This is a genomic window from Corynebacterium sp. UMB10119B (assembly GCF_030228125.1).
Classification (GTDB): domain Bacteria; phylum Actinomycetota; class Actinomycetes; order Mycobacteriales; family Mycobacteriaceae; genus Corynebacterium; species Corynebacterium pseudogenitalium.
On record NZ_JASPBG010000003.1, the window covers coordinates 132651 to 144855 of the forward strand.

Genomic DNA, 12205 nt, shown 5'->3' on the forward strand with positions numbered 1-12205 from the left:
GCTACATTGTTCAAGTCAAGCGCCAAGTCGCGCATTTGTTTGTTTTCCGGGGGGATTCATCGTGGCAGTTTCTGCAACGCATCACATCGTGCACGTCACCATTCGTATCGACGTCGCTTCGCTTCATCGCGATATCGATCTCAGTTTGCCGACGTCCTCGTCGCTCTACGAACTGATACCCGAGATCGCGCGCTTCGTGGAACTGCCGCAGCTGCACCGCCCTTGGGAGTTCACCAACGTAGCTGGCATCCCGCTCGATGGGCATGCGCCGTTGTACCAGCTCAAGATGCGAAACGGCGCGACGGTGGTGATGCGCCCACAGGAGCAGGCGGCACCGCCCGTGATCCGCGACGCGGCCCACTCGCTCAGCGCCGCGGCGGCTTCTGCACGCGATGTGCGTGGCCTGCACATAGGCGCAACAATGTTGGGGCTGCTGTGCATTGCAGCGGTGGCGAGCACGGTCGGTGGCTCGGCATTCGGTGCGGGCCTTGCTGCTGCGGCGGCGCTGGTGCTGTCGCTCGCGGCGCGAAGCAGCGCGGTTTACGTAGCGTTTCTGTGCGCGGCCCCTTTCGCAGTCGGCGCCTGGGTGGCTGGGCCTCCGGCTACGTGGGACGGGTCGAGCGATACGACAATCGGGATGCTAGCCGCCGCGATCACCGCCGTGGCCTGCGTGGTCATCGGCGCGATGCTCAGGCTGTGCGGTGCGGCCGTCGCGACCTTCGCGGCGGTGTGCGCGCTGCTCCTTGCTGCGGCCTCGCTCGGTGCGTGGTTGCCGCAGCACCACGCGGGGGCGGCGGTGGTCGTGCTGCTCGGGTTGCTGCTGGTCATGCTCACGCCCCATATCGCCACGGCCGCCGCGGGCTTGAAGGTGCCACGCATCCCCACCGCTGGCGAGGAATTTGATCGCTCGGATGTGTACCAGCATGACGTCGATACACGCAGCCTCACCGCGCTGACCGTATCTGCCGCGATTGCATGTGCCGTGACCACCTGCTGCTTACCAGCGCTCTACGGCATTGCCACGATGGACGCCGCACTGGGCTGGCGCGTCGCACTCGCCGGTTGCATGGCTGGCGCGCTACTCATCCACGCGGTGCGCCACCACTACCCCACCCCGCGAATAGCACTGACGGCGCTGGCCCTCGGCGCGCTCGGTGCTGTGGTGCTCGCCACCGTATACGAGCCAAGCCCGCACCCAGCGTTCCTCGTGGCCGCAGGCTGCATCGCCATTGTGTGCGCTACCGCCGTCATCTGGTCGCGCCGCGTGCCTGACCTCGAGCCAACCACGGTGGTGTGGTTCGAGCGCGCCGAAGCCGCCGCCATCATCGCAGTCATCCCGCTCGCGGTGCACCTCACCGGGCTGTTCGACCTCATCCGGGGGCTGTAAGCCCATGCACACCACTGCTTCTCGACGCCTCTTCGCTACACTCTGCGTCCCGCTCGCCGTTGGAACGACGCTGCCAATCTCGATCCCGGCCCCACCGGCGCAGGCCCAGGACTACGCCTGCGCCCGCCCCGCACACCTGCCGCCAGACCGCGACACGCCACCGGAGCCTGACCCATCCGTCGCCGCGTCCCGCAGCCACGCGAACGGACGCGGGGTGCGCGTCGCCGTCATCGACACCGGCATCGCACGGCACCCGCAACTGCCGCCGGTCACACCCGGACGGGACTTCGTCACACCCGACGACCCCGATCCATTCTTCGACTGCGACAGCCACGGCACCGTCGTCGCCGGCATCATCGCCAGCCGCGACCTCGGCATCGCGCCCGCAGCGCATCTCATCTCCATCCGGCAAACCTCCGCGCACTACCGCGAAGAGCAGGCCGCGGGATCACTCGCCACCCTCACTGACGCCATCAACAACGCCGTCGACGAGCGCGCACGCGTCATCAACATCTCAGTCGTCTCCTGCATGCCGCCTTACCTCGCCGCAAGCCTGGACACCCGCGAGCTGGAGGCCGCGCTCCACCGCGCCGAAACCGCCGGCGCCGTCGTCGTGGCCGCCGCCGGCAACGCCACCAACGAATGCGCCCACGGCTTCGCTGTCTTCCCCGCGCATATGCCCACGGTCCTTGCCGTCGGCGCACGCGAGGACGCCCACACTGTCGCCGACTACTCCATCGCGTCCCCAAAGCCGCCGCTCTCCGCCCGCGGCACCACACCCGTGGTCCTCGCGTCCGACGGCGCAGGGTTCGCCACCGGCATCACCGGCGAGCTCCAACCCGACGGCACACCAACCGTGCAGCCCTACGTGGGCACCAGCTTCGCCGCACCCGTCGTCAGTGGCGCCATCGCCCTCCTCCTCGAGCGCTATCCACACCTCTCACCGCAACAAGTGCGTGAGATCGTCTACGCCGCCGCGGAACCCAACGGCGGGGCGCTGCGCCCAGAAGACATCGTCACGCAGCTCCCACCCACGCCACCGCGCGAGGCAACCGTCACCACCATCGACGCACCGCTGCCCACCACATCCTTTGCGGCCCGGCGCGCCGGGCTGGCGCTCGGTGGGCTCTTGGCATGCATCGCGCTGACGATCGTGGCGCGTTCCCTCCGTGGGGGCCGCGGACGCCGCGGGCTCTAAGACGCCACCGGTTTCAGCGCCACCGACCGCTCGAGCGGAGCTCCACTCGGCAGCAGCGCCACGATCTGCCACGGCGCTTCCTCGGTGTGGCGCACGCCGATCAGCTCGAGGGTGGCCTGCCCGGCGACCTCGTGGCGGGTGCCCTCCGGCGACACCACGAGTAGGCCTTGCCCTGTATCCACGCCGACGGCGCCCTCGCGCAGTCCCGCGAAGTGGGTCGCGGTGCCCGTCCCCGCCAGCGCTATCGCCCCTTCGAGCACCTCACCGGCGTCCTTCGGCCAGGTGGCTGCGCCACTTTTGTCGTTCACGCACACCGTGTCCTGTGTGGGTTGCACCCAGCGCGGAGCCTCGTGCGGGATGCGCAGGTCCAGTGGCGGCTGTGCGTCCGGGTAATGCGCGATGTCTGCGCGGTTGACGTTGCGGGAGGCGGCGCCGGCGTCGAGAAGCACTTGGGCGGCTGTGTCAGAGACTTGCTGCACACCGCCGTGCTCCGTGAGCACCCAGGTAGTCTCCGGGGTGCGCAGTACCTCAGGGAGGCGCGGCGGCAGCGTGAACGCCGGACCCTCGCGCAGGGCGCCGAGCACCGCGTTCGGTGGCGACCAGCGCGGCGTCGTGCCGTCGATGCCTAGGGCGCGACGCATGATGCGCCCCTCCGGCGTGGTGGATGGCGGCAGCTGCCTACGGCCGTGCGCGTCGACGACCCACTCACGGTGATCCGCCACCGCCAGCACCGCCGTACCCCTCGGTAGCGGCGCAGGCGCTTGACCCGCGACCACCGTGACCTTGCCCTCGTCGTGGCACGCGGACCAGGCATGCGCCTCCGTGGCCTCAGGGGCAAACATCCCAGGAGCCGCGACGATGCCCACTGGCAGGCCGCGCGGCACCGTGGCTAAGTAGTCCCCACCGGCTCGTGCGGGCTCCGCCGACTCCCCGGCGATAAGCCGAGCAGAGGTCAGATTCGTCACGGGGTGCAGCGTGCCGTCGACACGCACGTACAGGCCGCCGTCAGTAGCTCGCACGATCGGGGCTTCGCCGGGGTGCGGGTTCGGGCTCATCCAGGCGAATAGCCCCATCACCGCGGCGATCAGCACCACCCCGACCGCCCCGAAGATCCCCGCGCGGCGCCGCGCCGCCAGCGGGTCATGGATCATCCGGATGTCGCCGTAGATCAGGCCGTGCTCCACACGGCGCTGCATGAACCTGTGCCCCGAAACCTGCGGTCGCGTTGTTGGCAACAATCGCTGCGACATGTATACCCCCGATGTTGTATCCCCCAATAACCAATAACGCTGCCTTACACTACCAAAGCTCCAGCGGTTCCGAGCCGTGCTTGACGGCATCGTGCTGCATCTCCGCGAGCTCGGCGCGCGTAAACGCCTCGTTCACCGCGAAGATCACCGTGTCTCCCTTCACGTACACGGGGGTCAGGGCGCTGTTGGCGGTGCCATTATTCAGGTTCACGCGAGGTGGCTGCTGCGCCCAGAACGACGGCGGCGATGCGATGTAGAACTTGATATTCAGCCGTTCAACGGCCCGGTCTACTGCATTCTTTGCCGTCGCGTCACCGAGTACGCCACGCCCGAGCATCTCTACGTCGAACAGCGCAGTTGCGGTGTCGTCGCCTCGTGTCTTCGCCGGCCACAGGTAGTGCCGTGAAAGCGTCGGCACGCCGTTGTAGGCGTAGATCCACGAATGCCCGTCCGCGGGCTCGCCATAGGTCATGCCTTCCCACGCCGCAGGCTGCGTCGCGAGCCAGTCGAACGCAGCCAGGTCGTCATCGTTGACCATCCGCCCACCAACGCGCGGAGCGGTGTAAATGCCCTCCGCCGATTGAGCTGCATTCGCGTGCACGGCGGTCGCAGTACTCGCAGCCACCACGAGGGACACGAGCACCGCCCCAATTGCCGACGCCCCCTTCGCCACCACCGTGCCCTCACGCGCGGCAACCGGCGCCAATGTCAGCATCCGAATCATCACCGAGGCCCCTATGGCCGCCGCGACGATGACGCACATCACCACCGGCAACACCAGGCGGTGCGCCGTGTTGTAGTGCAGCCCCGAAACCAGCGAAGGCACCACGTCCAGCACCGGCGGAAGCGGTGCGGTTGCCTGCACCACCGTCGCAAGTGACAGGACGTAGAACGCCACCGGCCACACCTGGCGACGCCACGCCACAACCGCCACCGCCCCCACGAGCGCAAGCCACAGCAGCACAGTCGGGTTGTAGTTCGGGAAGTACTCAGTGACGTGGCGCGTATCCATCGTGATCGCGAGCGCCCACGGATTTGGCGCCGTGCCATCCTCCGGAGTAGACCACCCCGCGACCTCCTGCGCCTGCTCGGAACCAGCAAACATCTGTGGCAGGAACAGCACCGCACCGGCAAGCGCCGGGGCCGCTAACCAGACAGTGTCCACGAGGCGTGAACGGACGGGACGAAGAAGCGTCGAAAAGCACCAAGCGAAGGCCACCGCCAGCGCAATCGTGGTCACCGGCGACGGGTGCACCGCCACCACCCCGAAGAACCCGATGGCCGCCGCAAACGCCGAGTTGTGGTGCCGTGGCACCTCCAGGAACTGCCAAATCACAATGCCCGTGAGCGCAACTGCCATCATGTACGGCCACATGCCAACAAAATCCGACACCCACATCAGCTGCGGCGCACCGTACACCAGCAGCGGCGCGAACCCCGCCGCGATCTGCGCCGTCAGCCCCCGCGACCGCAGAAACGCAAACACCAGGCACGCCACGGACACGCAAGCCGCCACCGATGGCACGATCGCCTGCGCCACATTCAGCGCGGGGATCGGCGCCATCCCAGCGGTCTTGGCAAACAACGCAACCCCCGCGTGGTACCCCGAGGGATACAACAGCGAACTGTGCGTCTCCTGGTACATCAGCTCCCCCATGCGCGTTGGCGACGCAATCCCCTCGTCCATGATGAAGCGCACAGCATTGGCGTGCCACTGGGAATCCCAACCCTGCACGATATTGGCCAAACCCAGCGGAGTTCCCTGCAGCCACCGCAGCTTGTTACTGATCAGCATCGCCGACCCCACAATCACACCAAGCAACGGCAGCACCCAGACGGGGTCAACCACGCTGCCTTCGCGCCGCTCCTGCGGAGTCCCCGGCAGCAGCGCCCGACGCCACGACAGTTGCCCGGTGCCAGTCCAGCGCTCGCGGGCGCGGCGCGCAAACGCGTAACGCCACCCCGTAGCACACAACATCACAAACACCACGCTCACAGAGAACGTCCACGGCGAAAACCTCGCCGACGTCAGGCCCCAAGACCAGGCGCTGAAGCCAATAATGCCGAAGCTCACGGGTATCGACGCCACCACCGACGCCGGCACACGCATGCCGGAGATGACGTTGACCAGGAATCCTGGCAGCACAAACACAAGTACCGCTGCTATGAACATCCCGGCAGTGACCACGCGTACTCCTTCGAGACCTAAGACGTTGAGACTGGTGAAATCTTATCGCTTTGCGCTCTCAGAGCGAACGCCGATCACGAGTTGTGTTGGCTCGTGCCTCCCACTCCTGCTCTGGTGGGTACACAACGTGGTCGAAGGTCAGTCCCTTCGCGGGGGCTAACGGTACGTCGGCGCGCCGCTCAGTGGCGTCGAGCAGTCCAGTGGCCCACGCCAGGTCGCGCTTGCCCTGCCCGACCGTGAGGCACGTCGCGGTCAGTGCGCGCACCATGTTCCAACAGAACGCGTCGGCACTGATGTGTGCCTCGTAGAGCTGCGGCTCCGCTTCCGTGGAAGCGTCCACCCAGCGAAAGCTGTGCACGTCGCGGATCGTCGTCGCGTGCGGTCGCGGCTTGCAGAACGCCGCGAAGTCGTGCAGCCCGAGCAGCACGTCGGCGGCCTGCTGCATTAGCTGCACGTCGACCGGGCGAGCCCACACTGCAGTGTCACGCGTCCGTGTCGGCAGCGCCCCCGCTGGGTTGGTAGTAACGCGGTAGATGTAGTGACGCGCCATCGCCGAGAAGCGAGCGTCGAACTCAGGGGCAACCTCCCGGACTTGATGAACTCGGATGTCGTCCGGTAGCAGTTTGGCAAGGCGACGCACCAGGCGCGCAGGATCACCGTCAAGAGAGCGCTGCTGCAACGCGGCCGGGTCGATGTCTGCGTGCGCAACCTGGCCGCGGGCGTGGACCCCCGCATCCGTACGGCCCGCGACCGTCAGGGCGACGGGGTGGCGCAGCACAAGCGCGAGCGCGTCCTCAACGGTTCCTTGGACGGTCCGCAGGTCTCCCTTCTGCCGGGCCCAGCCGTGGAAGTCGGTGCCGTCATAGGCGATGTCGAAACGCAGCCGCATCGTGTTCATTCGTTACAGGCTAGCAAACTGGTCGCGTGCTCTTGGAATGTGAAAACCCCGCGACACCGTGAAGGTGGACGCGGGGTCTCATGTGGTTGAGCTAGGAAAGCTCACTCAGCGGAGGATTAGTCCTCCTTGGAAGCCTTCGCCTCAGCTGGCTCCAGAACCAGGGAAATCTGGGTCATTGGAGCGTTGTCGCCGGAGCGAGGTGCAACCTTGATCAGGCGGGTGTAGCCGCCGTTGCGGTTTTCGAACTTCGGTGCAAGCTCGTTGAACAGGTATGCAACGATCTGCTTGTTCGGAAGCTTCGCAGCAACAGCGCGGCGTTCCTGCAGGGAACCGCCCTTCGCCTTGGTGATCAGCTTCTCAGCGTATGGGCGAAGTGCTTTCGCCTTTGCATCGGTCGTCGTGATGGCGCCGTGCTCGAACAGGGACTGCGCCAGGTTAGACAGAATGTGCTTCTGGTGGGCGGCGGACCCTCCGAGACGGGCACCCTTCTTCGGGGTAGGCATTTTCGTACTCCTCGTATGGGATTGTGAGCGCGTGCTCTTGGTTTACTCGGTTTCTTCCGCGGTGTCGTCGACGTAGTCACCAGTCTCGGCGTCGTAGCCTTCGATCTGGGTCGGGTCGAAATCTTCCGGAGCGTCCTTCAGCGTCAGGCTCATGGAGGCGAGCTTGATCTTGACCTCGTTGATGGACTTCTCGCCAAAGTTGCGGATATCCATCAGGTCGGTCTCAGAGCACTCAGCCAGCTGGCCGACGGTGTTGATGCCCTCGCGCTTCAAGCAGTTGTAGGACCTGACGGAGAAGTTGAGATCCTCAATCGGCAGGTTGTAAGCCGCGATGTACTCCGTCTCCTGTGGGGACGGGCCGATCTCGATGCCTTCTGCTGCCGTGTTCAGCTCACGTGCCAGGCCGAACAGCTCCACCAAGGTGGAACCGGCCGAAGCCAACGCGTCGCGAGCAGACATGGAGTTCTTCGTCTCCACGTCGATGATCAGCTTGTCGAAGTCGGTGCGCTGCTCAACACGGGTTGCCTCAACCTTGTAGGCAACACGGGTCACTGGCGAGTAGATCTGGTCGACCGGAATGCGGCCGACTTCCCCACCAGAGTTCGGCATCGCCGGGACGTAGCCACGGCCACGCTCCACGACAAGCTCCATCTCAAGGCGTGCCTGCTCATTGAGCGAAGCGATGTGCAGATCCGGGTTGTGGATCTGAACATCAGCTGGCGTCTCAATGTCGCCGGCGGTAACGACTCCCGGGCCTTCAACGGACAGGTACATCACGACTGGCTCGTCGGACTCCGACGACAGCACGATGTCCTTGATGTTGAGGATGATCTCGGAAACGTTTTCCTTCACACCGTTGATGGTGGTGAACTCATGGAGCACACCATCAATCTTGATCGAGGTAACCGCTGCGCCCGGAATGGACGACAGCAGCGTACGGCGCAGGGAATTACCCAGCGTGTAACCAAAACCTGGCTCGAGTGGCTCGATGATGAACTTCGAGCGGTTGGTATCGATGTACTCCTCGGTCAGCTGCGGACGCTGTGAGATGAGCATGAACTTCTCCTTTTCCGGCTACCACTATATGAAGCCGCGAGAATATGGACTTTCGGAAAGATATCGCACCACTTGTATACGTACGTATCGACGCAGTGCGGGGTGAAGTAAGCGGGCTTACTTCGAGTAGAGCTCGACGATGAGCTGCTCCTGCAGCGGCACCTCGATCTGAGCGCGCTCCGGCAACTGGTGCACGAGAATGCGCAGGGTGTCCGGAACGACCTGGAGCCATGCCGGAACAACGGCGTCCAGCAGGTTGTCCTGGGCCTCTTCGAACCAGAGCATCTTGCGGGACTTGTCACGAACATCGATGATGTCGTACTGCGTGACCTTGTAAGAAGGAACATCGATACGCTTGCCGTTCACGGTGAAGTGACCGTGGGAAACAAGCTGACGTGCCTGGCGGCGCGTACGCGCCAGACCTGCACGGTATACAACGTTGTCCAGACGGGACTCAAGCAGGATCAGCAGGTTGTCGCCGGTCTTACCTGGGAGGCGGTTGGCCTCCTCGTAGTAGCGACGGAACTGCTTCTCCATCACTCCGTAGGTGAAGCGAGCCTTCTGCTTCTCCTGGAGCTGGAGCAGGTACTCAGATTCCTTGATGCGAGCGCGGCCAGCCTGCCCCGGAGGGTACGGGCGACGCTCGAAGGACATGTCACCGCCGACGAGATCGACGCGGAGGCGACGGGACTTACGGGTAGCAGGGCCGGTATAACGAGCCATGATGTATTACCTCTTTTCCTTTCTGCCTTAAACGCGACGACGCTTCGCCGGACGGCAGCCGTTGAACGGCTGTGGGGTCACGTCAGAGATCGAGGACACCTCCAGGCCAGCAGCCTGGAGCGAACGGATTGCGGTCTCACGGCCGGAGCCTGGACCCTTGACGAAAACGTCAACCTTCTTCATACCGTGGTCCATCGCCTTGCGAGCAGCGTTCTCAGCTGCCATCTGAGCAGCGAACGGCGTGGACTTGCGGGATCCCTTGAAGCCAACGTGGCCGGAGGAAGCCCAGGAGATAACAGCACCGGTCTGATCCGTGATCGAGACGATGGTGTTGTTAAAGGTCGACTTGATGTATGCGTGGCCAGCAGCCACGTTCTTCTTTACGATGCGACGGCCACCACGGCGCGCACCGGAACGAGTCTTAGGAGGCATGGATTACTTCTTCTTTCCTGCGATGGTCTTCTTCGGGCCCTTACGAGTGCGAGCGTTCGTCTTGGTGCGCTGCCCGCGAACAGGCAGGCCACGACGGTGACGAAGGCCCTGGTAGGAGCCGATTTCAATCTTGCGGCGGATGTCTGCCTGCACCTCACGACGCAGGTCGCCCTCTACGGTGTAGGAGGACTCGATTGCGTCACGCAGTGCGGACAGCTGATCGTCGCTCAGGTTGTCCGTACGCAGGTCTGGAGAAATGCCCGTCTTCTCGAGCAGCTCCTTGGCGCGGGTTGCGCCGATGCCATAAATGTAAGTAAGTGCGATCTCCATGCGCTTATTGCGCGGAAGATCAACACCAGCTAGACGTGCCATGTGGAACGTACCTTTCGGGTTGTTACGGCGGTTTTCTCCCTATCCGCCCACGCCAACCGACTCTTTATCCGGACCGTACCGGAGGATGGGCCGTGATACACGTGGCTTTGGCCACCGTAGCCAAAGGTAAGCGACGCGCAGCAACGCCACGCGTCTGGGTAAGGAGGCTTCAAACGAAATTACTTGTAGCGGTACGTGATACGCCCACGGTCCAGGTCGTATGGAGACAGCTCCACAATGACCCGGTCTTCAGGAAGGATGCGGATGTAGTGCTGGCGCATCTTGCCACTGATGTGAGCAAGGACCTCATGCCCGTTGTCGAGCTCGACACGGAACATAGCATTCTTCAAAGGTTCGACGATGCGACCCTCTACCTCAATGGCGCCTTCTTTTGCCATACACTCCACTTCCTATAGCTCACGGAACACAGCGATCCTCATTGATGCGCAGTGTTTCCGCTGGTAGCTGACGTAAAACATACTTGTACTACGTGGTGCATAAACACCAGTGGTCAACTATATCCCTTCACCAGCACAAACACAAGCCCAGCTGGGAAGCTAAGTCCGCAGGTGGGCGTCGAAAAAATGGAGCAGCTAGAAGACGAAGACTTTGTCCCCGATAGCCAGATCCTGGAAGTAACGCTGGGCATCCGCGCGGTACATGCGAACGCAGCCGTGCGAGAGAATCGACGGATCCCCCTGGTGGAACGCGATACCGTTGTTGGTGAAGTACGTCGCGTACGGCATCGGCGCATTGCCGAACTCCCACGAGATCTCATCCTTCACCTTGCGGTTGACGTAGAACGTACCCTTCGGCGTATCAAGGCCAGGCCTGCCCGGACCGATCAGGTCAGCCTTGTAGTACATCTGGCCGTTATTCTGCAGCCAGGAACGGCGTCCGCCGGTGTCCACACACACCTTCGCATCCTTCGGACATGGGCCGTAATCGAACGCGGTTTGTGCAGGTGGCGCCGGGCGTGCAGCTGGTTTCGGCGCTGGCTTCGGAGTCTTCTCGGCGATCAGGCCTGGGTAGAAGCGTTCGACAGTAGCATCGATGCTTGCCTTCGCCTGGGCTGGCAGGTCCTTGTTGATTGCCGCCAATCCGTCGGCCTGCGCGCGCAGCGAGTTGCGGGTCTGCCATGCTCGCTCACGTGCGTCGGGCGTACTGGAGCCGATGCTGGAGAGCTGAGACTGCGTCTGCTCAAGCAGGGCACCCAGTCCACCATTCGAAGACATCGCTGGCATCTGCTGCGCCTCCGCCATCGCTGGCTGGGCAAGCATGGAGGCGGCGACGCCGATTCCAACACTCAAACCGGCAAGCTTGCGGCTCAGTTGGGATGGCTTCGCATGTCGAGGTTGATAACGCATGTGGGCAGTATAGCCTACTTCGCTTCGCGGACAGTGAGGATGCGCGGCCCGTCAGCCGTGGCGGCGACCGTGTGCTCCCAGTGCGATGCCGGGGCGCCGTCGATGGAAACGACAGTCCAGTCGTCACCGAGCACCTCCGTGTCGATCTCTCCGCCGAGGATCAGCATCGGCTCAATCGCCAACACCGACCCCTCCTGGATCACAGGGCCGCGTCCGGGTTTTCCCTCGTTGGCAAGGTATGGATCCTCGTGCATCGTGCGTCCGATCCCGTGTCCGCCGTACCCGTCCACAATGCCGAGCTCCACTCCGAACTTCTCCTCTGCTGCATACGTCGCGCGCTCGAGTGCATGCGACACGTCGGTCAACCGGTTGCCCGGCACCATCGCCTTCAGCCCCTCGTACAGCACCCATTCAGTTGCCCGGTTCAACTTTTCGACGTCCGCTTCGAGCTCACCCACACCGAACGTCCACGCGGAATCCCCTACCCAACCATGCAAGGTCGCGCCACAGTCGATAGAGACCAGGTCTCCCTCGCGGAGCACAGTCTCATTGTTCGGGATTCCGTGCACGACTACCTCGTTGACTGATGCACAGATCGAGCCCGGAAACCCCTGGTACCCCAAAAACGTGGGCGTGGCCCCGTGATCACGGATAACAGCCTCCGCGACCTTGTCTAAGTCAAGCGTCGACTTGCCGGGGGCGGCCGCCGCCCGCACCTCCTGCAGCGCCAAACCGACGATTCGGCCTGCCTTCTCCATCGCGTCGAGCTGCTCAGGTGTCTTTGCGACAATCTTGCGTTTCCGGAACCCCATCATTCGCTTCCTTCCTAGA

General features: G+C 63.8%; 12 protein-coding genes and 1 pseudogene. 2 read left to right on the plus strand and 11 right to left on the minus strand.

The genetic code is table 11. The features are described from left to right. The first annotated feature begins 61 nt into the window (after positions 1-61). A complete protein-coding gene (gene eccD, locus QP802_RS04460; protein WP_284817678.1) occupies positions 62-1387 on the plus strand; it encodes a type VII secretion integral membrane protein EccD in 1326 nt (441 codons plus the stop codon). 4 nt (positions 1388-1391) lie between these two features. Continuing rightward, positions 1392-2585, plus strand: coding sequence for a S8 family serine peptidase (locus QP802_RS04465; protein WP_284817679.1), 1194 nt, complete (start codon positions 1392-1394; stop codon positions 2583-2585). Here the strand turns inward: QP802_RS04465 and eccB are convergent. The 11 genes and pseudogenes from eccB to map form a co-directional block, all read right to left on the minus strand. Continuing rightward, entirely contained in the window at positions 2582-3835 is a 1254-nt protein-coding gene (gene eccB, locus QP802_RS04470) for a type VII secretion protein EccB (protein ID WP_284817680.1), read from the minus strand. The two genes, QP802_RS04465 and eccB, sit on opposite strands and share 4 nt — an antisense overlap. Before the next feature lie 49 nt (positions 3836-3884). Continuing rightward, positions 3885-6023, minus strand: coding sequence for a DUF6541 family protein (locus QP802_RS04475; protein ID WP_284817681.1), 2139 nt, complete (start codon positions 6021-6023; stop codon positions 3885-3887). A gap of 58 nt (positions 6024-6081) precedes the next feature. Next, positions 6082-6921: a tRNA pseudouridine(38-40) synthase TruA gene (gene truA / locus QP802_RS04480; protein ID WP_284817682.1), complete on the minus strand. Its 840-nt coding sequence runs from the start codon at positions 6919-6921 to the stop codon at positions 6082-6084. Positions 6922-7043: 122 nt separating this feature from the next. Beyond that, positions 7044-7424: pseudogene (gene rplQ, locus QP802_RS04485) on the minus strand (50S ribosomal protein L17); the annotation flags it as partial. Positions 7425-7466: 42 nt separating this feature from the next. Continuing rightward, positions 7467-8480: a DNA-directed RNA polymerase subunit alpha gene (locus QP802_RS04490; protein WP_284817683.1), complete on the minus strand. Its 1014-nt coding sequence runs from the start codon at positions 8478-8480 to the stop codon at positions 7467-7469. A 117-nt stretch (positions 8481-8597) separates the two neighbouring features. Then, positions 8598-9203 carry a 30S ribosomal protein S4 gene (rpsD, locus tag QP802_RS04495; protein WP_070363063.1) on the minus strand — a complete coding sequence of 202 codons (606 nt, stop codon included), beginning with the start codon at positions 9201-9203 and terminating at the stop codon, positions 8598-8600. 27 nt (positions 9204-9230) lie between these two features. Further along, positions 9231-9635 carry a 30S ribosomal protein S11 gene (gene rpsK, locus QP802_RS04500; RefSeq protein ID WP_070363064.1) on the minus strand — a complete coding sequence of 135 codons (405 nt, stop codon included), beginning with the start codon at positions 9633-9635 and terminating at the stop codon, positions 9231-9233. Between the two features lie 3 nt (positions 9636-9638). Continuing rightward, positions 9639-10007, minus strand: coding sequence for a 30S ribosomal protein S13 (gene rpsM, locus QP802_RS04505; protein ID WP_070477572.1), 369 nt, complete (start codon positions 10005-10007; stop codon positions 9639-9641). A gap of 179 nt (positions 10008-10186) precedes the next feature. After that, entirely contained in the window at positions 10187-10405 is a 219-nt protein-coding gene (infA, locus tag QP802_RS04510; RefSeq protein WP_018017508.1) for a translation initiation factor IF-1, read from the minus strand. A gap of 195 nt (positions 10406-10600) precedes the next feature. Next, positions 10601-11374, minus strand: a complete 774-nt coding sequence (locus tag QP802_RS04515) for a L,D-transpeptidase (protein WP_284817684.1) — start codon at positions 11372-11374, stop codon at positions 10601-10603. A 14-nt stretch (positions 11375-11388) separates the two neighbouring features. Beyond that, entirely contained in the window at positions 11389-12186 is a 798-nt protein-coding gene (map, locus tag QP802_RS04520) for a type I methionyl aminopeptidase (protein WP_256000513.1), read from the minus strand. Between the last annotated feature and the right edge of the window lie 19 nt (positions 12187-12205).